The sequence below is a fragment of the Limibacillus sp. MBR-115 genome (assembly GCF_040549425.1).
In the GTDB taxonomy this organism is placed as follows: Bacteria; Pseudomonadota; Alphaproteobacteria; order Kiloniellales; family CECT-8803; genus Limibacillus; species Limibacillus halophilus.
Genome location: NZ_JBEPTJ010000008.1, coordinates 109656 through 131343, shown reverse-complemented (window position 1 = coordinate 131343; position 21688 = coordinate 109656). Strand labels below are relative to the sequence as shown.

The following is a 21688-nucleotide window of genomic DNA, read 5'->3' as shown; positions in this document are numbered from 1 at the left end:
AGGGCCGACAGATGCGTGGTAAGGATATCGTTCTGGATGGCGCTTCGGTGATGTTCGGCAGTTTCACTGCGGTGCACCCGACCGATCTCAAGATAGAAGCTGGAGAGTTCTTCTCCATTCTCGGCCCGTCGGGCTGCGGTAAAACAACCATTCTCAGGATGCTGTCAGGATTCTTGCAGCCGACCGAGGGGGAAGTCCTGATCGGCGGCGAGCCGATGACGGGAATCGGACCCAGCAAACGTCCGACCGCTCTGATCTTTCAGAATCTGGCGTTGTTTCCTCTGATGACGGTTTGGGAGAACGTTGCTTTCGGCCTGGAAATGCGGGGATGGAGCAAGCCCAAACGCCGGGAACGAGCCTTGGAGCTCTTGGCGACCGTCGAGTTGACCGATCATGCGGACAAGACACCTGCGGAGTTATCCGGCGGTCAGCGCCAGCGCGTTGCCATCGCCCGGGCTTTGGCGGTTGAACCTGCGGTGCTGTTGCTAGACGAGCCGCTGTCGGCCTTGGACCTTAAGTTGCGCCAACACATGCGCGCCGAATTGAAACAGATCCAGAAGGCAACCGGTATCACGTTCGTTTACATTACCCACGATCAGGGCGAAGCCTTGACCATGTCCGACCGGGTCGCGGTCATGAACCAAGGGCGCATCGAACAGGTCGGCACTGCGGATCATATTTACAGCGCGCCAGCTAACTCCTTTGTCGCGTCCTTCGTCGGCGAGAACAACCTGCTGCACGGCGAGATCGCGGAGATCAACGGTGATTACGCATTGCTTGCGGCGCCCCAAGGTCGTTTCAGAGCGCGCAACGCCCATGGCTTGAACCTGGGGGACAAGGCCATGCTTTTCGTTCGGCCTGAACGCATGCAGATTGTCGCCAACGGCGAAGCGACGGAAAACACCATGGCGGCAAAGTTTTTGAGACGTGATCTTGAAGGCCCTTTTGCTAACCTTTTCGTGCGCTGCAATGGCGGTGAATTCGCAATTCACCAAACCAATTTGGCTGAAGCCAGCGCCTCTCATCCCGAGGATTTGACCGTTACCTTTCCGGCCGATGCAGCCATCGTGATGGCGGAGGGGATATTAGCCGATGAGTAATCTGCTGCGCTCCTTTGGCGGCCCCATGACGGCCGTTATTCTGTTCCTCGTCAGCCTGTGGGTGTTTGGGATGATCGCCGGCCCGCAGGTCATTATGATCGAGCAGTCCTTGTGGAAGATCGAGCGCGGCGAGGGTGGGGCGGAACTCTCGAACCGGATCGACGGTCTATACAACCAGGTCGACATTCTTTCGTTGGACCGGATGGATCTAGAAGAAAAGCCGGCCACACCCGAACGCGACGCCAAACTTGCAGCGATAGACGCCAAGATCACTGAGATACAGGCTGAAGTGAGCGAACTGGAGAGCCGTGAGATCGAGCCGAGAAAAGTCTACACCTGGGAAAATTACGGCCTCATGGGGTCGGCCCATCTGTCGATTTTCATCAAGACAATTCTGGCATCGCTCTCCGTAACGGCCATCGCTTTCGTGGTTTGCTATCCCATTGCTTTTGCGGTTGCCAAACTCGCCACGCCCGGGCGCGCGGCCATCATCATGCTTGGTCTCGTTATTCCCTATGCAATCAACGAGTTGTTGCGAATTTTCGCCTGGCAGATGATCTTGAACTATAACGGGGTGGCGAACGTGTTGCTGGGGCTGCTCGGATTTGAGCCGATTCCCTTTTTGGAAAGCGGCACGGGCGTCTTCATCGCTATGGTTTATGCCTACATCCTCTTCATGGTCTTCCCGATCTACAACACCATCGAAACTCTGGACATGAACCAGATAGAAGCCGCACGTGATCTCGGCGCGCCGACCTGGAAGATTCACTGGCGCGTTGTTCTGCCCCACGCCAGACCTGGGATCGCAGTCGGGTGTATCATGACCTTCATGCTGTCGGCCGGGTCTTATGCCGTGCCCTACATCATGACGCGCGGCATCGCCGAGCCCTGGTTCACACAATTAATCTACAACAAGTTCTTTGAGTCGACGAACTGGAACGCCGGATCGGCCTACGCCTTTACACTGCTGTGCGCCTGTGTGGTCTTCATCTTTGTCATGATGAAACTCCTCAAGGTTCGACTACAGGATATTGCGAAATGACCGGGGTTGCTGCCGCCGCGCCAGGGGCCGCCAGCCGCATGGTATTGCGGGTCTACATGACGATTTTCTTCATCTACATGTTCTTCCCGCTCTTCATCATGGTGGCCGCCGGATTCAACGACTTCGCTCAGCCGTCCGTCACGGTCTGGCGGGGTTTTACCTTCAAATGGTTCGGCCTGCTGGCACAAGACGAGCGCATGTGGACCGGGTTGGCCAACTCGGTGATCATTGCCGTTGTGGTGATCATCGTCGCGTTGCCCCAAGGATTGGCAGGGGCGTTTTTGATTACGCGCCTGCAGTCGCGGTTCACGGGACTCATTTATGCAATCATGGTTTCACCCTTGCTGACCCCGGGGATCATTCTGGGAATCTCCACCTTGATCTTTTGGCGCAACCTGGGGGTTGCCGGCGGCCTCTTCACCGCTATCCTCGCGCAGTCCACCTTCATTGCGTCGTATGCCATGTTGATGTTCATGGCGCGGTTGCAGCGCCAGGACTTGAGCCTGGAGGAGGCGGCATTGGACCTTGGCGCCACGCACTCGCAAGCATTCTGGCGGATCACCGTTCCCTTCTTGAAGCCAACGATCGTTACTGCCTCGGTCATTGCTTTCCTGCAGTCTTTTGAAAACTACAATACGACCATCTTTGCGATCGGCGGTGAGCACACCTTGGTGACCGAAATTGGATCACGTATGCGCTTTGGTCTTAGCCCGACCATCAATGTGATCGGTATTCTTTTCATTGTTTTGACCGTGATCTTCGCCACGCTCTATGTGCTGGTGCGCGAACGCGAACGTCGCCGGGAGGCCGCCAAGTGAACGCGCCTGATGGTTTTGTGGGATCCGATCATGGATTGTGGGCACAGCGAATCGCAGGCCTGTCCAAGACGCAAGCAGCGGAGTTGGCAAGACGAGCACGCCACGCGCCCTTGTTTATGCACGCCTATTCATTGCACTTGAACTTCCGGTTCGGCGATTTCAAGCCGATTGATCTGCTGGATTTCGCGGCGGAGCAGAAGCTGATCGGCGTGAAAATCCATGTTGAGGATGGTGAGGAGGCAAACAGCCTGCTGACGGCTTCCGACAAGACGCGCGCGGCATTCGCAGATCATGCGCGCGCGCTGGGCTTGAAGGTGCATATCGAAACCAGTTCGACGGCGCTGGGAGACCTTGAGGCCGCCATTGAGGTGGCGCGTGCCGTTGGCGGCGTGTCCGTTCGTTCCTATCCACGCTATGAGGCCCATGTCTCGGAGATAATCGCACGCACCATCGACGACCTCAAAGCCTTGTCCCGATTGGATCCGGAAGGAAAGTTGCTCTTTACTCTCGAACAGCACGAAGACCTAAACTCCACAGACTTGGTCGGAATCGTCGAAGCCGTCGGCAATCCGCGCCTTTCGTTGCTGTTCGATTTCGGCAACATGATCAATGCCTATGAGCGTCCGCTGGAGGCACTTCGGATACAGGCACCGCACGTGACGGAAGTGCATGTCAAAGATTGTCACGTCGTCCCGGACCGGGGCGGATGGGCGCAAACCGGCTGTATCAGCGGCACGGGCGATCTGCCCTTCGCCGATCTGTTGGTGGAATTGCTCTTGTTGGGCCGCGACGAGCCTCAGGTGACGGCTTTGGCGCTGGAAGAAGAGGTTGATTACCACGCGCCGGCGATGCGGTTTCCTGACGAGACGGATGACCCCTTCATTCCCTTTCGTACCGCGAGCCTGACGCCTTTCGATGTGGCGACGCTACCCGAGCGCATGGCGCGGGAGCGCCAGGAAGCTCTCGGGCAGATCATTACGGTACGTGGCTTGCTACAGGAAATCGAAAACCTGGCGCTCGAAGTTGCGCGCTAGACCTCACTTCCAGCCGGCCTCCGCAGCGTCGTCACTGCATTTAACCCGTACCGCGACCTTTGCCTGCGCGGATTGGTCCGGCGATAGGTTCTTCCAACGCACACGCCAGGTGTTCTCGCTGACAGGAAGGTTCATGGTGATCCCGACACTGTTGACCTTCGGCTCAGCCGACGGCATACCGCCGCCGCCAGACGACACATAGGGTTTGTCTGCCGGACAAGTGACCTCGAGGTTGCATTCGTCGCCAGGGCCCATGTCGCACTGCTTTACCTCTGGCTTCTGCCAGGCGGACTCGGCCTTTGCCTTATAGGGTGTCATTCCGACCAAAATCGCCAAAGCAAATGGGATAACTAAATGCCGTGCTTGCATTGTCAGTCTTCCTCCCGTTGAGCATTTGTAACAATGAGTATGACGGTGGAGGAAAGAGGCTCGCAAGCAGTCAGATTGGCTGTCCGGTGATCGCTTCTCGCAGGAAGCCCGAGCGATCCTGGCCGTAGTAGGGCTCGTTCTTGTAGAAGTAAGTTGGTGAGCCGAACACGGCTTTTTCAGCGGCTAGGCTGGTGTTGCTCGCCAGCTCCTCCTGTATCGGGGCGGTCATGGCTTCCTCGCAAATCTTGCGACCGGAAACGCCGAGGTTCAGTTGATCGAGAAGCGTCGAAATGACGCAGGGGTCTGCGATGTCGAAATCATCTCGCCCTCGAACCGAATGATGTGACTGCGTTCTTTAGCTTGACGCGCCGACGCGTCTGTGTTCTTGTGCAGCGCAACATAAAGACCCTCGCGATTGCGCGACCGACCGATGCGATATGAGCCCCGGTCTTCCCGAGCGGATCTTCTTCCAAATCTTTCTGCACCATGATCGCGCATGGCTGGCGGACCAAAGCGCCGCCGAACAACCGGGCAACTCCGCAGGAGTGTCCGCATGGGTTGGTGCATGAGGATTAATTTTGACTAACACGACCTTTTCCGATCTTGGCCTGACCGGCCAACTACTCTCGACCCTTGAGGCCGCGCGTTTCCACGTTCCTACGCCCATTCAGGCGAAAACCATTCCGTTGATCCTGTCCGGCAAGGACGTTTTGGGTATTGCCCAGACAGGCACCGGCAAGACGGGCGCTTTCGCGTTGCCGCTTTTGCAGCAGCTCGCAGAAAACCGCGTTAGCACAAAGAACGGTCGCATTCGCGCCTTGATCCTGGCGCCGACCCGCGAGTTGGCGGTGCAAATCGAAGCCGCCTTGCGGATCTTTGGCCGCCAGATGCGTTTGTATCAAGTCGCCGTGTACGGTGGCGTGGGCCGCCGTCCGCAGATCGAGCAACTTCGCCGCGGCGTCGATATCGTCATCGCGACCCCGGGTCGTTTCTTGGACCTCTATGACGAGGGCCACATCGACATGAGTAACCTCAGCCATTTGGTGCTGGATGAAGCCGACCGCATGTTGGATATGGGCTTCATCAATGATATCCGGCGGATCGTTTCCGGGATGCCGAAGGAGCGCCGCTCCCTGTTGTTCTCGGCCACGATGCCAAAGACGATTGATCGCTTAGCTGCGGAAATCCTGAACCAGCCAGCGCGCGTGGAAATGCCGCGTGAAAGTGTGGCGCCAGCCGCCATCGAACAGCGTGTGATCCACGTCCCGACACCTGAGAAACGCGAGCTTTTGACGACCTTGCTGCGCGATCCGGGTATGTCCAGGGTTATTGTTTTCACGCGCACCAAGCACATGGCCAATCGCGTGCAGGAGCACCTTTCCAAGGCCGGAACGCAGGCTGAAGCGCTGCATGGCAACAAGAGCCAAGCTGCCCGGCAGCAGGCGCTCAAGCGCTTCCGCTCCGGCAATGCGCGTGTCCTTGTTGCAACAGATGTTGCCGCGCGCGGTATCGATGTGACCGCGATCAGCCATGTTATCAACTTCGATCTGCCCAACGAGCCGGAAAGCTATGTACATCGCATCGGCCGTACAGCGCGTGCGGGCGGCTCAGGTGTCGCGCTTTCTTTCTGTGGTCGTGACGAAATCGCCTATCTGCGTGATATCGAGCGGCTGATTGGCCTGTCCCTTCCAGCGGAGGGGGACGTTCCCTCGGCGCAGGAGATGGCGAGCATGAAGCACGTCAAGCCGGGTCGTGGACGGCGTGGCCCAGGCGGTCACGGCGGCGGCAGAGGCCGTAATGGTTCGAGCCAGGGTGGCCCGGGCCGCAGTGCCCCGGGTCGTGGTGCCGCAGGCCGCAATGGTCCGTCCGGGCAAGATGGCGGACAGCGTTCCGAGAGCCGCAAGGGCGGACAGGCAAACGCCGGCCGCTTCCGCGGTACCAAGCGCGCCGCCTGAGGCATAGCCAGGGCCGATTTGAGGCTACAGGTTTAAGGATAACCCCGCCGGTGTTTGATAGCACCGCGCGGGGTTTGCTTATGCGATGGCTTCGCCGCCATCGACAACAAGGGCATGCCCAGTCATGAAGGAAGACCGGTCGGAGGCTAGGAAAACAATTGCTTCGGCAATTTCTTCCGGGCGCGCCCATCGCCCGAGGGGAATCTTTTCCTTCACATAGTTTTCAATGGCTTGACGGCCGCCCATCTGGCGAATGAAGGGTTCGTTGAAGGGGGTGTCCACCCAACCTGGACACAAAGCATTGATGCGAACGTTGTAGCGTCCGTAATCAATCGCGATCTGGCGTACCATGGCGATCACCGCGTGCTTGGTCGTAGCATAGGCAAGCATTTCCCGGTCGTAGAACACACCGGAGTTGGAAGAGGTCACTATGATCGAGCCACCGCCTTGTTCGCGCATCTGGGGCATCGCCAGCCGTGCCGCCATGAAATGTGCCCGAACATTCAATTCCCATGACGCGGTTAAACCGGACGGATCGACCTGTTCCAACGTCCCTTCCACTTGGATGCCCGCGTGACTGTGCAGGATATCAAGACGCCCGAAATCTCGAACTGTCCGGGCGATCAGCTCCGCAAGTTGCGCATCGTCGGTTACGTCCGTTGCCAGCGCGCTCGCGCGGCCACCCTCCGCTGCAATGAACGCTACAGTTTCACCACCTTTCTCGGCCGATAGGTCTGCAACAATCACGTTTGCTCCCTCCAACGCCAAGGCACGTGCACCCGCCCGTCCTATGCCTGAGCCGGCGCCGGTAACGATTGCGATTCGGTCCTTCAGAATCATCCAGATGGCTCCTTTGCCGAACGAACAGGCGGATAGGCGTATCAGCGCCGGGTCGGCTTCTCCCGTTTGCGCAACATGAATTGGGCCGTGATCAACAGGGTCAGAGAGACAGCAAGAACCATTGTGCCGATGGCATTGATCTCCGGTGTGACGCCACGGCGTATCGAAGAGAACACATAGATAGGCAAAGTGGTCTGCGAGCCGGCGACAAAGAAAGCAATGATGAAATCGTCAAAACTGAAGGTAAAGCTGAGCAGAAATCCGGCAAGGATCGCCGGAAAGATCTGCGGCAGTGTTACCTGCCAGAACGTTCGCCAGGGCGTCGCATAGAGATCGGTGGACGCCTCGATCAACGCGCGGTCCATTCCTGCGATCCTCGCCCTTACGATGACAATCACCAACGACATGGTGAAAAGCGTATGAGCGGCGATCAGCGACCCCAGTCCCATGTTTAACTTCGGCGCCGCTTCCGGCCCGGTGGGCCATATCGAGGCCAGGAAGGGGTTCACTACCTCGAAGACCGTCACCAGGGCAATTAGTGTCGCAATCCCGATAACGATGCCCGGTATCATGATCGATACGTAAATCATGGCGTCATAGAAAACCCGAATGCGACCCTTAACCTGTTGCAGGGCGAGCGCGGCCATGGTTCCGAACAGGCTCGCCATAACCGCACTCGCCAGGGCGACGGTGAAGCTGGTGGTTAGCGAATCCATGACGATCGGGTTGGCGAGCGCCTTGCCGTACCACTGAGTGGAAAACCCGCGTAGATCGCTGGCATGGCGTCCCGCATTGAAACTGAACAGCACAATCACGCCGATCGGTATGTAGAGGAAGAGATAGACCGCCAAAGCATAGAGACGCATCCGGCCCTCCCTAGAACAGCGAGACATCGTCGCGCTGACCGGCGCGGCGCATGGCAAGGCGCATATAAAGGCTGACGGTTATCAGCATGATGACCACGAGTGTCGCCGCGACCGCCGATCCATAGGCCCAGTTCCGAGATTGCAGGAAAAGGTCGACCAGGGCGTTGCCGACGAAGAATACCTTTCCACCGCCAAGCAGAGCCGGGATGAGGAACTCGCCCATCAACAGGATGAAAACCAGCATGCAGCCGGTTGCCACACCTGGAAGCGATAGCGGCAAAGTCACCTGACGGAAGGTTGCAAAAGGAAGGGCGCCAAGGTCGCTGGAGGCCTCTAGCAGGCGCTTATCCAGCTTTTCCAAACTGACATAGATCGGGAAAACCATGAGTGGCAGGTAGCCGTAAACAATCCCAACAAGCACCGCGAATGAGGTGTTCATCAAGCGAACGTCGGCGATCCCGACCATATCCAGCAACAGGGGGAGGCCACGCCCGCCAAGGATGAATATCCAGGCGTAGGTTCGGATCAAGATGCTGGTCCAGAAGGGAACGATCACGAGAATGAGCAGCAGGGTTCGCCAACGAGGGCTGACACGAACCGCAAGATAGTAAGCCAGTGGATAGGCCACGACGAGCGCGGCTAGGGTGCCCAAGGGTGCCATGATCAAGGTGTTCTTGAAGGCAGTGAGGCGCGCCGGAAGATTGGCATATTGCGCTAGCGTGAAGGCCGGGACATAACCGCCTGCGGCCCCCCGTTCACCGAAGCTGAACACGATGACGACTATCAGCGGCAGGACGAGCATTCCCAGCAACCAGAGCGTTGCTGGCGCGAGTAGGGCTCTGTTGATCCAGGTACCTTTCATTGCCGGGTCTACTCGTCCTTTGCGTAAGCCGCTTTCGTCAGGCCGACTTGAAGCGGGCCAACAACTCGGCCCGGTTTGGATCGGTCAGCGTTGCCGCTGCGCCGAACTCAAGAGCATCCAGCAGTTCTTGTGCCGGATAGAGGATTGGGTCTTCCAGCAGTTCCTTGGGCAACAACGCATTGGTGCGGCTGTCGGCGACCGGGTAGCCGTGGGCCAGCACCTCCTTCGCGTTGACCGCAGGGTCAAGCAGGAAGTCGATCAAGGCGTAACCGGCGGCACGGTGCTCGGCTCCGCGCGGTACCGCATAGTAATCGCTCCAGATTTCCCCACCTTCGCGGCCGAGAACATAGCGCATCTCCGGCATGTCGTTGTTTAGCTGCTTGCCGTCGCCGGTCCAGCACATTGACATCCAGGCATCGCCATTGCGCAGAGGCGGCTGATAGTCACTGTTGATGGCATAGAGGTGTGGTTTGACGTCGAGCAGCAGTTTTTCGGCATCAGCCAACTCCTTTGGATCAACAGAGTTGAAGGAGTAGCCGAAGTACTTGAGTGCGTTGCCGATGGTCGTGAGTTGGTAGTCGTGCACCATGGTGCGGCCGGAGAACTCGGCCTTGGTCATATCCCAGAATTCCTTCCAGGTCGTCGGTGTCATGCCGCCGCTATGGGCGGTATTGATGACGTAACCCGTCGTTCCCCAATTCTTGGGGACTGCGTAGAGCGTGCCGTTCACGGTACCGGCGTCAGAGAACCGCGGGTCGAAGGCTGCTGCGTCGTAGTTTGAAAGCTTGCTGAGATCGAGTGGCTCAATCAGATCTTCTCCGACATAGGTGGTGATCGTGTAGTTTGTCGGCACGAAGACGTCCCAACCGCTGCCGCCGGCTTGCAGCTTAGCCAACATCTCTTCGTTTGAACCGAAGACATTGACTTGCACATAAGCCCCGGTCATTTCGGTGAACTTCTCAAAGTTTGCCGGATCGTGGTAGTTCGGCCAGGTCGCGAGCACAACCCGATCACCGATATCGCCGGCGGCCCAAGCTTTGCGGGGTCGCAAGCCCGGAACGGCACCCGCCATCACGGCGCTGGCCATCCCTAAACCGGTAACGCCGAGGAAATGCCGCCGGGTGATGGAACCTTTTTGATAACGCCGCAACTGCGCGATGAATTCCTCACGGCTGATAGGCAGATTATCTTTGTAGTCTTTGGACATGATCTTCTCCCATGCAAATCACTTAGGGGTGCCGACGGTGATGCGCTGCTTCCCTTTTTTATCGGTCCTCCAAGACCAGGGCAGTGGCGCTTCGCCAAGATATCTGCACCTGATCGCCTGTATTGAAACCGCCGGTCATGGCCTCGGCGTGCTTGGGGGCACGCACGAGGATCTCGCCCAGGCCCTCGGCCTCGACGAGATATTCGGTCTGTTCACCCAGGAAGATGCGATTCCGGACCCGTGCAGGTACGCGAACATCGGCTTCCCGGGGGAGCATTTCGTTAGGTGAATGAATCGATATCAGTTCTGGGCGAATTGCGATGACGCCGGCTGCCCCCGGTGCCAACGCCTGCGCGGTTCGCGGCCTGCGACCGACAAGCACTATCCCGGTCGCCGCCTCAATGCTGGTGTGCCCATCTGCAGTTTCGCCGGCTCTCCCGGCGATGAAGTTGGATTTTCCAACAAAATCAGCAACATATCGGTTGGCAGGCTCGTCGTAGAGTTCTGTAGGTCCGCCGGTCTGAACGATGCGTCCGTCCAGCATGATGCAGATGCTGTCGCTCATCGACAGTGCCTCCTCCTGATCATGCGTGACAAGGATGAAGGTGATGCCGACTTCCCGTTGCAGGGTTTGTAGCTCTATCTGCATTTCCCGGCGCAGCTTGCGATCCAATGCGGCCAAAGGTTCGTCGAGCAGTAGGACTGTGGGGTGGTTAATCAGCGCCCGCGCCAGTGCAACCCGTTGCTGTTGGCCGCCCGACAGCTCCCATGTACGCCGTTTCTCAAATCCGGCAAGTCGAACCAGGTCCAGCGCCTCGCCGACACTCTTGGTGACCTCGGCTTTAGCCGGACGCGGCTTAACCTGGCGCAATCCGTAAGCGATATTGTCGAAAACGTTCAGATGCGGGAACAGGGCATAGTGCTGGAACACCATGTTGACCGGCCGGCGATAGGCAGGGATGCCGACCACGGAACGGCCTTCGATCAGAACATCGCCCTCGGTCGGCTGATCGAACCCGGCGATCATGCGCAACGAGGTTGTCTTGCCACAGCCCGAGGGCCCCAGAAAGCTGAAAAAGCCCCCGCGGGGTATGGAAAGGTCAACACTGTCGACCGCAACGACGTCGCCGAACCGTTTGGTGACCTTTTGGAACTCAATATCGTGATGATCCTTGGATTCTGTCACCAACCTATACCCTTACTCGACTTAATGGCCTTGTTTTCTTGATTAGAGGGTTATACCTCTGTTCGGGTCATAGGCTCGCAAATTTCACTTACGAGGGATATACCTCCCAAGGAGTATATCCGGGTTGGTAGAGGCAGGTAGCGCCAGCTCATCATGAGTTTTGGGTTTGGCACATAAGTCTTCCGAGGGGTATCCCGTTGAGCGGTGATCGAGACTGGCACCAGGAGCTTGCGAAAGCTGTAAGAGCTTTGCGAACCCCCGACTTTCCGCAGGCGCTCGTGGCGGCGCTCGGGACGCTCGTAAGTTTCGATTTTTCTGTCATGTTCGCCTACCGCGGAGACGAACGGCCACTCGATCTGTTTGATAACTTCGGCGAGACAAGACGGGAGATTTTTGTCTCGATTTATCAGGAGGGGCCTTACCTGCTGGACCCCTTCTTCCAAGCATCGCGAGACAGTTGCGCCCCCGGGCTCTACCGGATTCGAGAGCTGGCGCCGGATCGCTTTTACCAGAGCGAGTACTTCCGTTCCTACTACGTGAGAACAGGGCTTTCCGAGGAGATTGGGTTCTTTATAGCCCTGCCGGAGGAGGTACGGGCGGTGATTTCTCTAATGCGGGCAGGCAAACGCCAGACCTTCAGTGAAAAGGAGATGGCGCGCCTGCGGTTGGTGGAACCTGTGGTGCGCGCCGCCGCCGAATATCATTGGGAGAACCTAAGCGCGCGCTTCTCTGCCGAACGCCCAGACCCGGAGCAGGAGATACTGGAGCGCCATATTGATGCGACCTTCAGAAACTTCGGCCGTTCGCTTTTGTCTCCCCGGGAGCGCGAGGTCGCGGGCTTGATTTTACGCGGGCATTCGTCGGATTCGATTTCCAAGATATTGGGAATCGCGGCTGGAACCGTGAAAGTCCACCGCAAGAACACCTATTCGAAACTTGGCATTGCGTCCCAATCGGAGCTCTTCTCAATCTTTCTCGGGTCTCTGTCGCAGATGCGATCAACTGTGGTGGTGCCCTCAAGGAAATAGGGCTCCTGTGGCTCAATAATCGCTGATATGTTCTGAGCGATCCTGACGCGCCGAAGCGTTCAGGGCGTTGGCGATTGAACCGTAGGCGGATCGGGGCTCATGGAATGACGGAGGCGTTTGATTACATCATCGTCGGTGCCGGATCGGCGGGCTGTGTATTGGCTAATCGCTTGACCGCGGATCACCGAAACCGGGTGCTGCTGCTTGAGGCAGGAGGGTCGGATGCGCGGTTCTGGATTACGGTACCGATCGGCTACGGTAAAACCTTCTATGACCGTCGTGTGAACTGGTCGTACGAAACGGAGATTGAGCCCGGACTTGCCGGGCGAAGCAGTTACTGGCCCCGTGGCAAGGTTTTAGGCGGTTCCAGCTCTATCAACGCTATGGTCTATGTTCGCGGCAATCCTGCTGACTACGACGATTGGGCCGCCATGGATTGCGCTGGCTGGGGTTGGTCGGAGGTCGAGCCCTATTTCCGTAAGATGGAGTCTTGGCGCGGAGAGCCGTCCGAACTACGAGGATCGAACGGCCCGTTGAGCGTTTCCGATACGTCCCGCGAAATCCATCCTCTTTGCGATCATTACCTGCAGGCTGCCCAGGAAGCGGGTTTGAAAGGGAACCCGGACTACAACGGCGCTTCTATGGAAGGCGTCGGTCCTTATCAGATAACGGTGCGCGATGGTCGCAGGGCTTCAGCTTCTCAGGCCTATCTGCGTCCTGCGATGGGGCGTAAGAACTTGACCGTCGTTACCAACGCCCTGGTCGAAAGAGTATTGATCGAGGAGCAGCGTGCGACCGGTGTGCGCTATCGTCACGGCGGTCGTGTGCGGGAGGCGCGAGCCAATGTGGAAGTCATCATCAGCGCCGGCGCTGTAAACTCGCCACAGGTGTTACAGTTATCGGGTATTGGCGAGGCCGAGAAGCTCCGCGATCTCGGGATTCCGCCGATCTTGGATGCGCCACAGGTCGGGAAAAATCTCCAGGACCATCTGGGTGTTGACTATCATTACCGCGCTAACCGGCCAACGTTGAACTCTCAACTCAGACCCTGGTGGAGTCAGTTGTTGCTGGGCGCGCGCTATCTGCTGACGCGCGGCGGACCTTTGGCGTTGAGCGTCAATCAAGCGGGCGGATTCGTGCGCTCGGATGCGGGGCGATCACGCCCGAACATGCAGCTATACTTCTCGCCCCTGACATTCGATACCGCGCCAACCGGTACGCGACCGGTGACCCGCGTCGATCCTTATCCAGCCTTTCGGCTGGGCGTCTCTCCTTGCCGCCCCCTCAGCCGGGGTTGGCTCTCCATACGCTCTCCTGATCCGACCGACGCGCCGGAAATCCGGCCCGGTTACCTAAGCGTGGAGGAAGATGTGGAAGAGATGTTGAGCGGCGTTCGCTTGATCAGACGGCTGGCCGCAATGCCGGGTCTGAGCGAAGTGATCGCCGAAGAGATGCAGCCTGGGCCGATCGTCTCTGGTGACGATCAACTGCGTGAGGATATCCACAAGCGGGCATGGAGCGTTTTCCACCCCTGCGGCACCTGCCGGATGGGTTCGGACCCGAGCCGGTCGGTTGTGGATCCCAGTTTCAGGGTTCATGGTTTGCGGGGAATGCGGGTTGTCGACGCTTCGGTCTTCCCGACAGTTACTTCCGGAAACATCAATGGGCCGGTGATCATGGTTGCAGAACGCGCCAGCGACATGATTTTAGCTGACAGGAACCGGTGATCGGCCACTGAAACGCTCTTCGATTTCCCAGACTCTACAGGCCATGCAACGCGGCGGGGATGCTTGGCGCGGTTGCTCCGTACTACCCAGTGAGGGCAAAACACCCAACAGGGATAGATTGGAGCTAAATACCATGATTGGTAAAGCAAAGCAGTTTCTCAAACCAAAGCGGTTGATGCTTTTCGTGGGCGCTTGCGCCCTCGGGTTCTCCTTCGCCGCTATGCCCTATTCTCCGGCGCTGGCAGGCCACAGCCGCCAGGACACTTCCGGCTGGAACGGCAGCCGAGATAATGATGGCAACAGGCGTGTGCAGTCACGTGACAGGTATGAGGAAAAAGACTATCCCAAGTCCCGCTCCGGTGAGAGGCGCGTTGGTAACGGCGATGAGCGACCCCGCGCCAGTAACCGCAATTACAATGACCGGGACCGTTACAGAAACCGTACCGACCGCGCTGTTGTCAGTCGCGATGACCGGCACTACCAGCGCGACTATGACAAACGCAAAAAGTACAAGAAGTACGAGAAGTATGATCACAACAAGCACGGCACGCACGGTCATTGGAACCAGGGGCAAGGGCACTGGAAGCACGACCACAAAAAATACAGCAAGAAGCATGCCCACAATCACGACAGGCGCCGTTATTACAGAGATGTTGTGATCTATCGACCTCACGGGCACTGGTATTCGGGCTACGGCTATTACCGCAACGACAACGATGCCTATAAATGGTTGGCGTTCACGGCTATCACGCTAAAGCTTTTGGATAACCTCAACGAATCGCAGCAGCGCGCTCATGAACGCGCTCAGATCAATGCTGCAACAGCACCGATTGGCGAAACCATTTACTGGCGTGAAGCCGGGGCTTATGGCTCAGTTACGCCGCTACGCGACGGAAATAGTAACTCCGGGCGTTACTGCAGAGAGTTCCAGCAGACCGTGACGATCGGCGGTCGAAACGAACAGGCTTACGGCACCGCTTGCCTGCAGCCGGATGGCAGTTGGGAGGTTGTCTCCTCCAACAACTGACCTCAGCGTGCCAGAGCGGTCTTCATGTTGCGGACCGCCTGGCGGATGCGCTGCTCGTTTTCAACCAGGCCCAAACGAACGAAACCCTCTCCGTACTCTCCGAATCCGACGCCGGGGGCAACCGCGACCTTGGCTTCTGTCAGCAGGTGCTTGGAAAACTCCAGGGACCCTAAATGAGTGAAGGCCTCGGGGAGGGGGGCCCATACGAACATCGTCGCGGGCGGGCTCGGCGTTTCCCAGCCAGCTGTACGCATTCCTTCGACAAGACAGTCACGCCGTTGTTTGTAGCGTTTCCGCATCTCGTCAACACAGTCCTGCGGGCCATTCAACGCTGCGGTAGCAGCGACCTGTACGGCGGTGAAGATGCCGTAGTCTACATAGGATTTTACGCGCGCAAGCGCTGCGATCAGCTTCGGATTTCCGGCGCAAAACCCGACCCTCCATCCCGGCATAGAGTAGGTTTTCGACAGCGAGGTGAACTCTACGGCCACGTCCTTTGCGCCCGGCACCTGAAGTATGGACGGTGGCGGCCCACTCTCGAAATAGACCTCCGAATAAGCGAGATCGGAAATGATGTAGATACCGTGCTGGCGGCAGAAGGCGACGACCTCCTCGTAGAAATCGAGGTCGACGACCTGACCCGTTGGATTGGCGGGATAATTCAGAACGACAGCAAGTGGCTTGGGGACCGAATGGCGGAGTGCGCGCGACAATTGCTCGACCACCGTTGCGCTATCACCAAGCTGAAACTGCCTGATGGACGCGCCGGCGATGATGAAGCCGAATGCATGGATCGGATAGCTGGGCGAGGGGACAAGAATGATATCGCCCGGGCTCGTGATGGCTTGGGCAAGGTTAGCCAAGCCTTCCTTTGAGCCCAAGGTCACGATTACCTCTCGGTCAAAATCCAGATCGACATTGAAGCGCCGGTCGTAGTAGGCGGCGAGGGCTTTTCGCAGGCCGGGAATCCCGCGGGATTGCGAATAACGGTGGATGCGTGGATCCGACAGGGTTTCCACCAGCTTTGCCGTAACGTGCGCCGGTGGCGGCTGGTCGGGGTTTCCCATGCCGAAATCAATGATGTCCTGACCGGCGGCGCGACCCGCGGCCTTCAAAGCGTTCACTTCGGCAAAAACGTATGGTGGTAGGCGCTTAATGCGATGAAACTGCTCTGCGTTATCCAATTCCACCTGTGGATACTCCCATCTCAGGCTAATGACGAGGGAATCGCGCTCACCTCAAGTGGTGGCGCTCGTTCCGGCGGGCGTAGAGTTCTGCGGCAGTTCGCCCACCGTCAAGGGCAAACTTCGGTTGGCCCACCTAATTTTACACGAGATGATGAAACGCACTGTGGAATTACTGGCATCCTGCAGGGGAGTCAGTTACCCTTCGGCTGAGGGGGCGCGATTATTTCCACACAGTTTTGGGGTGTTCGGATTTGGCGCGGCCGAAAGAGTTTACCTCCTTGCCGGGAGGAAGGGCGGCCACGGATTTACTGGGCCGCCCTCTTTTTTCCATTCAATCCTTAAGGCTTAAAGCGGCGATTTCAATGCGTGCCGCCGCGCCATATAGAGCCGATGGGTCCATAGTCGCCTGTACCGGTGGGACCACCGACGGCCACGCCGGCTTGATGGCCGCAATCTGCTCTTTGATCTCAGCGACCAAAGAGGTGTCCGCATCGGATTGGGCGAGCAGATCGGTCAAGGATTCGGCGACGCGAGTAAAGCCCAAAGCGTCCTGATACTCGTGCCCATTGACGATCTTGCCGTCATCAACACCCTCGTCGTATTCCTCCGCGGCGGTGTGGATGAGGTCGTAGATCACCTCGGCGATTTCATCAGCAGGTTGAGGGCCCGCGGCAGCTTCAGCGCGCGTGATAGCCTCAAGAACGGCTGCATAGGCTGCTTGAACCTTAGCATTGTCGGCTTGGTTTTCCACCAACGTCGCCAAGGTTTCCAGTTCCTCCTCGAACCCCGGAGCGCCGCGATCCTTCAAGGCATCTTCCATCGACTCATACAACTCATCCTCGGGGTGCTTCATGTGCGTCGCGGCATTGGCAAGTTTCCCCAGACCGTACAGTTCGACACCAACGCTCAAGTGGCCGCGCATGAGACCAAGCTGTGTCAGGTAAGCGGAGTCCGAATGGCTAAGCTCACCACCTGCGCCGCCTTCGCCAGCCTCTCCCGCTTCGCCGGCCTCTCCCGCTTCGCCGGATGCCAACTGAACTTTGCTCCAGACAGTGTCTCGTGACCGCTCAGTGTTATCTGGTGCATCGCCGGCAAGAGCTGCGGTCGCTAACGAGGTGCCGGCGAGAAGTGCGGCACCTAGGCCGACCCAGACTTTGTTCCTAATAACCATCACTAAATCCTTTGGCAGAGTGTTTCTGTTGCCGCTTGCACCGCGGCGTTGAAAGCACTAACTTAGATGCGAATGATTATCAATAGCAAATAATGCTCCTATGATTCTGCAACTTGGTGAAGTCGTTTCCGCTCCTGTCCTGGGTGCCTTACAAGCCGTTATGGCAAAGTTGGAGATGTTTGAAGACGGTGCGAAAACCGCCGGTTGGCGTGCGCGTGAACGCAAAAACAACCTGCAAGCAGGAAGAACCTCCTTGGCATCGGGGGCAGTAAAGAAGGTGGAAAAGGCCCTGCTGGCGAATACGCTTTTTCAGTCCGCCGCCCGTCCGAAAGAGATCGTCCGGACATTGCTCAGTCGATACGAGGTGGGCATGCATTATGGCGCACATGTGGATGACGCGGTCATGGCAGGGCGCCGCACCGACCTTTCCTTCACGTTGTTTCTGGCAGACCCAGAGAGCTACGACGGCGGCGCGTTGGTTATTGACCGGACGGAGGGTGAACGAGCCTTCAAGCTACCGGCCGGTCACTTGCTTCTCTATCCCTCGACGACGTTGCATAGGGTCGAACCGGTAACCCGTGGATCACGATTGGCGGCCGTTGGTTGGGTCCGCAGTCTTATCCGCGACGATGCTCAGCGAGAACTTCTCTTTGACCTGGATCGAGCTGCGGTCTTGCTCCGCAGTGAAGCGGGGCGCGACGCGGCCATCGATCTGGTGCTCAAGACGCGCAGCAATCTGATTCGCCGTTGGGTGGATGATTGAAGCGCTGGCGCGTCGCCCGCCGCGGTCCTGTTGGGATCAGAGTATCTGCGACAGGAATTCCTTGGTGCGCGGGTCGCGTGGATTGGCAAAGAATTCCTTCGGCGGGCCGTCCTCTACGATGATGCCGCGATCGGTAAAGTACATATGATCGGCGATCTCGCGTGCAAAGCCCATTTCGTGTGTGACCAACAAGCAGGTCATACCCTCCTCGGCCAGTTGACGGATGGTGACAAGGACCTCCTTCACGGTTTCCGGGTCAAGGGCTGCCGTCACCTCATCGAAGAGCATCACGTCCGGGCTCATGGCGAGTGAGCGGGCGATGGCCACGCGCTGCTGTTGCCCACCGGAAAGCTCGCCTGGATACTGCAACTCCTTGCCCTCAAGCCTCACCTTTTTCAGCAAACGATAGGCTCGCTCCTCGACCTCCTTGCGGTTCTGCTTCAGGACGATGGTGGGCGCCATCATGACATTCTGCAAAGCCGTGCGATGAGGAAAGAGGTTGTATTGCTGGAAAACCATGCCGACCTTGCGCCGCAACGCGAGCTTATCCAATCGAGGATTGTTGACCTCCTGGCCTTCAACCTTGATTGAGCCCTGGTTGATCGGTACCAGCGCGTTGATGCAGCGAAGCAGTGTCGATTTGCCGGATCCCGACGGGCCGATAATACAAATCACATCGCCCTTTCGAACATTCATCGAGACACCCTTTAGCACCTCCACGGCTCCAAAGGACTTATGCACATCCGAGACTTCGATGATCGGTTGGTCCGGGCTCCAGGCGCTTGCAGTGGCCATGGCGGTCATCACTCCTGTTTCATCCTATAGCTTTACCTGGAAGCGCTGCTCCAAGCGCACGGTGAAGCGGGCAATGGGATAGCAGTAAACAAAAAAGCACAACAGCACGAAGCTGTAGATCGGGATCAAGAGGTCCGGTCGATCTTCGGCCGCCAGCACGCGTCCAGCCTGCGTCATCATCTCCGATACGCCAACGATTGAGGCCAGCACGGTAGCCATGGTCAAGATCGCATAGAGGTTCATCCAAGGCGGCAGCATACGCTTGACGCATTGGGGCAGAATGATCTGCCAAAGCGTCTGCCGTCTTGAGAATGCAAGCGATTCAGAAGCCTCCCACTGACCCGACGGGATGGAGGCGATAGCGCCACGGACGATCTCCGATACGTTGGCCATCACAGGCAGTGCCAAGCCAATGGTTGCTTTGATCCAATCGGGGAAGGGTATGACCAATCCGCCGAGGCGAAACTCGAAGGGCAGCAGGAACATGCAGTAAAACAGCAACACCAACCAAGGCGCATTTCGGAAGAACTGCGTGACCAACCAGGAGCCCTGGCGCACCGGCAGCAGCAACGAGATCTGCATCAGCCCAAGACTGGTCCCTACCAGCGTGCCAATCGCCATCGCCATGAAGGAAATAAGAATGTTGAAGCCGAAGCCTGTAAGGAGCACTGGCAGCCACTTGAAAATCACTTCGTAGGCCGGTTGGCGCGCGTCACCGCTCTGCGCCGCTGCAACCCCTGACGAAAGAATCAAAATAGCAAGCAGCCAAAGCCCGTGTTTTGCCGTTAGGCGCGGCAGGAAACCGCCGACCAGCCGATCACGTTCCGCTTGTTGTTGGAGCCGTTGCGCAGCAGGCAGCAGCACCGGCAGATCGGTGCCGCCGGTTCGAAGTGCGGGGTGCTCGAAAGGAGTCTTCATCAAACACTTCATTGGCCGAACCCCGGTAATCGCATGGCGCGTTCCCAACGATGCATGCCCATCACCAGAACGCCCACGAGGAGAACATAAGCGACCAGCAGGAAGGTCATCATCTCAGGTACGTTTACCGAGTCGGACCAAATCTGGTTCGCCATGTAGAGCATCTCGGGAACGGCGATGGCATAGGCCAGCGTCGTTGTCTTCACTAGATTGACGAGATTATTGTTCAGCGCCGGCAGGCAAACCCTGAAGGCCAACGGCATGACAATGTAAATGTAAATCTGCAGCCGGTTGAAACCCAACGCCTCAGCCGCCTCGACGGTCGACTCCGGGACCGCTTCGATACCCGAACGGAAGATTTCGACATTGAAGGCGCCGGCAAAGAACGACAGCGAGATAACCGCCCAGGTGAAGTTGTCCAGCATAGGCTCTTGAAAGCCGAAACGGTTCTCAACGGTGGGCAGGAGGCTGCCGATGGCGAAATAGAAAAAGTAAAGCTGAACGAGCGGCGGCGTATTGCGGAAAAACTGAATATAGCCCTGCACGACCCGACGGGTCCAAACCAACTTGGATCCTTGAAGCCAGGCGCCGACAAGACCGATTACGATCGAGAAGGCGAGGCAGATCAGAGAGATGTAGACACTGTTCAGGAATCCTCGGGCTAAGCGATTCCTGTCGAAGGAATCATAAATGAACGTCAGGTTTATCCCGGTCTCCCGGTACAACTCCTGCGCCCAGTCAAATAGCCACTGCATGTCCATCCAATAACTCGCCGCTGTTATAATTAAGCAAGCCTAACGGTCGTCCTTGCCTGCACAGGTCGGGCGGTGCTTGAAGGTGGGGCGGCAAGGGTGACGCTATCGCTGCGTCACCCTCTCGATTGACCGCCTTAAAATCCGTGCAAGCGAATCAAGGTGCCGTAAGGAAGTTACTTCAGCTTGTCGTGCATGGTCTTGGCGAAAGGCGTGTTCGGAACACCGTACTTCGTCTCAAGCTCAAGGATACGCCCAGAAGCGTGCCATGATGTGATCATCTCGCTCATGAGGTCGTAAAAGGCCTGTTCACCCTTGGCGACGGCCAGGCCCCAAGGGGCGTCATCAATGGTCTCGAGGGGCATCTCGAAGTCGGCCCACTCAGGCTCGTTCAGCTTCGATACAATGAAGGAATCGTCATAGACGAATGCCAGGCAGCTGCCTTGTCCCAATGCCGTGAGTGCTTCGGAGGTGCCTTTGAAGGCGACGATCTGCGCGCCGAATTCTTCCTCGGTCTTGCGATTGTAGAAAGCGCCCTGAATACCGCAGACCGGAAGGCCCTTCAGGTCTTCCCATTTCTTGAAGCCGGCCTTTTTGACCGCCAGAACATTTGTGCCGGAGGAGTAGTAGTTGGGCTCCACAATATAGACCACTTCGCGACGGTCGGGCCGATCTGTCATGGTGGCGATCATCAGATCGATCTTGCCCTGCTCAAGGAACTGCATGCGGTTGGATGACACAACCGGCACCAACTCCAGCGCGACACCAAGCTTGTCAGCAACGTCCTGTGCCAATTCGGGCTCAATACCGATGATCTTTCCGTCTTCGTTGAGGTAGCCGTAGGGCTTGTAGTCGGCTTTGACGCCGACAATCAGCTTACCGCGCGCCTTGATCTGCTCGATCGCATCCGCGGCAGCCTGTGTTGTCAGGCCGGCCGTAAGGAAAGCGGCAGCCAGCAGTAATCCCAGGAATTTTTTCATTTCAACTCTCTCCCTATCTATCACTCGTATCCCGTCTAGAGCGAGATCTTGCTGGACGGTA

Annotated in this window: 22 protein-coding genes; 9 read left to right on the top strand and 13 right to left on the bottom strand. The window is 57.7% G+C overall.

Annotated features, from left to right (window positions below; translation table 11 throughout):
* Positions 1-11: 11 nt before the first annotated feature.
* From ABIE63_RS15275 to ABIE63_RS15260, 4 genes are read left to right on the top strand one after another with little or no spacing between them, the layout of a single operon-like run.
* Complete coding sequence (locus ABIE63_RS15275) at positions 12-1100, top strand: ABC transporter ATP-binding protein (RefSeq protein WP_183417013.1); 1089 nt, start codon at positions 12-14, stop codon at positions 1098-1100.
* Complete coding sequence (locus tag ABIE63_RS15270) at positions 1093-2142, top strand: ABC transporter permease (RefSeq protein ID WP_354505614.1); 1050 nt, start codon at positions 1093-1095, stop codon at positions 2140-2142. Before ABIE63_RS15275 ends, ABIE63_RS15270 begins: the two co-directional genes overlap by 8 nt.
* Positions 2139-2960, top strand: coding sequence for an ABC transporter permease (locus ABIE63_RS15265; protein ID WP_183417015.1), 822 nt, complete (start codon positions 2139-2141; stop codon positions 2958-2960). Before ABIE63_RS15270 ends, ABIE63_RS15265 begins: the two co-directional genes overlap by 4 nt.
* Positions 2957-3994, top strand: a complete 1038-nt coding sequence (locus ABIE63_RS15260) for a TIM barrel protein (protein WP_354505610.1) — start codon at positions 2957-2959, stop codon at positions 3992-3994. The genes ABIE63_RS15265 and ABIE63_RS15260 overlap by 4 nt, the downstream gene beginning before the upstream one ends.
* A 3-nt stretch (positions 3995-3997) precedes the next feature.
* On the opposite strand, the gene ABIE63_RS15255 is transcribed toward ABIE63_RS15260, so the two are convergent.
* A complete protein-coding gene (locus tag ABIE63_RS15255) occupies positions 3998-4363 on the bottom strand; it encodes a hypothetical protein (RefSeq protein WP_354505607.1) in 366 nt (121 codons plus the stop codon).
* 70 nt (positions 4364-4433) lie between these two features.
* Positions 4434-4592: a hypothetical protein gene (locus ABIE63_RS15250; RefSeq protein WP_354505604.1), complete on the bottom strand. Its 159-nt coding sequence runs from the start codon at positions 4590-4592 to the stop codon at positions 4434-4436.
* 349 nt (positions 4593-4941) lie between these two features.
* On the opposite strand from ABIE63_RS15250, the gene ABIE63_RS15245 reads away from it, so the two are divergent.
* On the top strand, positions 4942-6318 hold the full coding sequence (locus ABIE63_RS15245; protein WP_354505601.1) for a DEAD/DEAH box helicase: 1377 nt from the start codon (positions 4942-4944) through the stop codon (positions 6316-6318).
* Positions 6319-6396: 78 nt separating this feature from the next.
* Here ABIE63_RS15245 and ABIE63_RS15240 read toward each other — a convergent pair whose 3' ends face one another.
* The 5 genes from ABIE63_RS15240 to ABIE63_RS15220 are packed head-to-tail and all read right to left on the bottom strand — an operon-like array spanning position 6397 to position 11279.
* On the bottom strand, positions 6397-7158 hold the full coding sequence (locus tag ABIE63_RS15240; RefSeq protein WP_183417019.1) for an SDR family NAD(P)-dependent oxidoreductase: 762 nt from the start codon (positions 7156-7158) through the stop codon (positions 6397-6399).
* Between the two features lie 41 nt (positions 7159-7199).
* A complete protein-coding gene (locus tag ABIE63_RS15235) occupies positions 7200-8024 on the bottom strand; it encodes an ABC transporter permease (protein ID WP_354505597.1) in 825 nt (274 codons plus the stop codon).
* A 10-nt stretch (positions 8025-8034) separates the two neighbouring features.
* Positions 8035-8886: an ABC transporter permease gene (locus tag ABIE63_RS15230; protein ID WP_183417021.1), complete on the bottom strand. Its 852-nt coding sequence runs from the start codon at positions 8884-8886 to the stop codon at positions 8035-8037.
* Positions 8887-8923: 37 nt separating this feature from the next.
* Positions 8924-10093 carry a spermidine/putrescine ABC transporter substrate-binding protein gene (locus ABIE63_RS15225; protein WP_354505593.1) on the bottom strand — a complete coding sequence of 390 codons (1170 nt, stop codon included), beginning with the start codon at positions 10091-10093 and terminating at the stop codon, positions 8924-8926.
* A gap of 58 nt (positions 10094-10151) precedes the next feature.
* The gene (locus ABIE63_RS15220) at positions 10152-11279 is read right to left on the bottom strand and encodes an ABC transporter ATP-binding protein (RefSeq protein ID WP_354505590.1); all 1128 of its coding nucleotides are present in this window, start codon (positions 11277-11279) and stop codon (positions 10152-10154) included.
* Between the two features lie 197 nt (positions 11280-11476).
* Between ABIE63_RS15220 and ABIE63_RS15215 the strand changes: the two genes are divergently transcribed.
* From ABIE63_RS15215 to ABIE63_RS15205, 3 genes are all read left to right on the top strand, one after another.
* On the top strand, positions 11477-12307 hold the full coding sequence (locus tag ABIE63_RS15215) for a LuxR C-terminal-related transcriptional regulator (RefSeq protein ID WP_354505587.1): 831 nt from the start codon (positions 11477-11479) through the stop codon (positions 12305-12307).
* A gap of 104 nt (positions 12308-12411) precedes the next feature.
* Positions 12412-14034, top strand: a complete 1623-nt coding sequence (locus ABIE63_RS15210; RefSeq protein WP_354505584.1) for a choline dehydrogenase — start codon at positions 12412-12414, stop codon at positions 14032-14034.
* Positions 14035-14167: 133 nt separating this feature from the next.
* On the top strand, positions 14168-15061 hold the full coding sequence (locus ABIE63_RS15205; RefSeq protein ID WP_354505581.1) for an RT0821/Lpp0805 family surface protein: 894 nt from the start codon (positions 14168-14170) through the stop codon (positions 15059-15061).
* Positions 15062-15063: 2 nt separating this feature from the next.
* Here the strand turns inward: ABIE63_RS15205 and ABIE63_RS15200 are convergent, their stop codons facing one another.
* The gene (locus tag ABIE63_RS15200; protein ID WP_183417131.1) at positions 15064-16245 is read right to left on the bottom strand and encodes an LL-diaminopimelate aminotransferase; all 1182 of its coding nucleotides are present in this window, start codon (positions 16243-16245) and stop codon (positions 15064-15066) included.
* Positions 16246-16579: 334 nt separating this feature from the next.
* Positions 16580-17419: a hypothetical protein gene (locus ABIE63_RS15195; RefSeq protein WP_354505578.1), complete on the bottom strand. Its 840-nt coding sequence runs from the start codon at positions 17417-17419 to the stop codon at positions 16580-16582.
* A 100-nt stretch (positions 17420-17519) separates the two neighbouring features.
* Between ABIE63_RS15195 and ABIE63_RS15190 the strand changes: the two genes are divergently transcribed.
* Positions 17520-18182, top strand: coding sequence for a Fe2+-dependent dioxygenase (locus tag ABIE63_RS15190; RefSeq protein ID WP_354505575.1), 663 nt, complete (start codon positions 17520-17522; stop codon positions 18180-18182).
* A gap of 36 nt (positions 18183-18218) precedes the next feature.
* Here the strand turns inward: ABIE63_RS15190 and ABIE63_RS15185 are convergent, their stop codons facing one another.
* The 4 genes from ABIE63_RS15185 to ABIE63_RS15170 all read right to left on the bottom strand — a co-directional run bounded on the left by ABIE63_RS15185 (position 18219) and on the right by ABIE63_RS15170 (position 21627).
* Complete coding sequence (locus ABIE63_RS15185; RefSeq protein ID WP_221205883.1) at positions 18219-18977, bottom strand: amino acid ABC transporter ATP-binding protein; 759 nt, start codon at positions 18975-18977, stop codon at positions 18219-18221.
* Positions 18978-19001: 24 nt separating this feature from the next.
* Positions 19002-19895 (bottom strand): amino acid ABC transporter permease, encoded by an 894-nt coding sequence (locus ABIE63_RS15180; protein ID WP_354505572.1) that lies wholly within the window; start codon positions 19893-19895, stop codon positions 19002-19004.
* 8 nt (positions 19896-19903) lie between these two features.
* A complete protein-coding gene (locus ABIE63_RS15175; RefSeq protein WP_183417029.1) occupies positions 19904-20650 on the bottom strand; it encodes an amino acid ABC transporter permease in 747 nt (248 codons plus the stop codon).
* Positions 20651-20823: 173 nt separating this feature from the next.
* Complete coding sequence (locus tag ABIE63_RS15170) at positions 20824-21627, bottom strand: transporter substrate-binding domain-containing protein (protein WP_183417030.1); 804 nt, start codon at positions 21625-21627, stop codon at positions 20824-20826.
* Positions 21628-21688: the final 61 nt, after the last annotated feature.

Bases quoted from the DNA above. Each gene is read 5' to 3' on its own strand.
- ABIE63_RS15265 (WP_183417015.1), top strand. From the start codon at position 2,139: ATGACCGGGGTTGCTGCCGCCGCGCCAGGGGCCGCCAGCCGCATGGTA.
- ABIE63_RS15230 (WP_183417021.1), bottom strand. From the start codon at position 8,886: ATGAAAGGTACCTGGATCAACAGAGCCCTACTCGCGCCAGCAACGCTC.
- ABIE63_RS15185 (WP_221205883.1), bottom strand. From the start codon at position 18,977: ATGGCCACTGCAAGCGCCTGGAGCCCGGACCAACCGATCATCGAAGTC.
- ABIE63_RS15170 (WP_183417030.1), bottom strand. From the start codon at position 21,627: ATGAAAAAATTCCTGGGATTACTGCTGGCTGCCGCTTTCCTTACGGCC.
- ABIE63_RS15240 (WP_183417019.1), bottom strand. From the start codon at position 7,158: ATGATTCTGAAGGACCGAATCGCAATCGTTACCGGCGCCGGCTCAGGC.
- ABIE63_RS15210 (WP_354505584.1), top strand. From the start codon at position 12,412: ATGACGGAGGCGTTTGATTACATCATCGTCGGTGCCGGATCGGCGGGC.
- ABIE63_RS15250 (WP_354505604.1), bottom strand. From the start codon at position 4,592: ATGACCGCCCCGATACAGGAGGAGCTGGCGAGCAACACCAGCCTAGCC.
- ABIE63_RS15190 (WP_354505575.1), top strand. From the start codon at position 17,520: ATGATTCTGCAACTTGGTGAAGTCGTTTCCGCTCCTGTCCTGGGTGCC.
- ABIE63_RS15225 (WP_354505593.1), bottom strand. From the start codon at position 10,093: ATGTCCAAAGACTACAAAGATAATCTGCCTATCAGCCGTGAGGAATTC.
- ABIE63_RS15255 (WP_354505607.1), bottom strand. From the start codon at position 4,363: ATGCAAGCACGGCATTTAGTTATCCCATTTGCTTTGGCGATTTTGGTC.
- ABIE63_RS15275 (WP_183417013.1), top strand. From the start codon at position 12: ATGCGTGGTAAGGATATCGTTCTGGATGGCGCTTCGGTGATGTTCGGC.
- ABIE63_RS15175 (WP_183417029.1), bottom strand. From the start codon at position 20,650: ATGCAGTGGCTATTTGACTGGGCGCAGGAGTTGTACCGGGAGACCGGG.
- ABIE63_RS15205 (WP_354505581.1), top strand. From the start codon at position 14,168: ATGATTGGTAAAGCAAAGCAGTTTCTCAAACCAAAGCGGTTGATGCTT.
- ABIE63_RS15270 (WP_354505614.1), top strand. From the start codon at position 1,093: ATGAGTAATCTGCTGCGCTCCTTTGGCGGCCCCATGACGGCCGTTATT.
- ABIE63_RS15180 (WP_354505572.1), bottom strand. From the start codon at position 19,895: ATGAAGACTCCTTTCGAGCACCCCGCACTTCGAACCGGCGGCACCGAT.
- ABIE63_RS15195 (WP_354505578.1), bottom strand. From the start codon at position 17,419: ATGGTTATTAGGAACAAAGTCTGGGTCGGCCTAGGTGCCGCACTTCTC.
- ABIE63_RS15235 (WP_354505597.1), bottom strand. From the start codon at position 8,024: ATGCGTCTCTATGCTTTGGCGGTCTATCTCTTCCTCTACATACCGATC.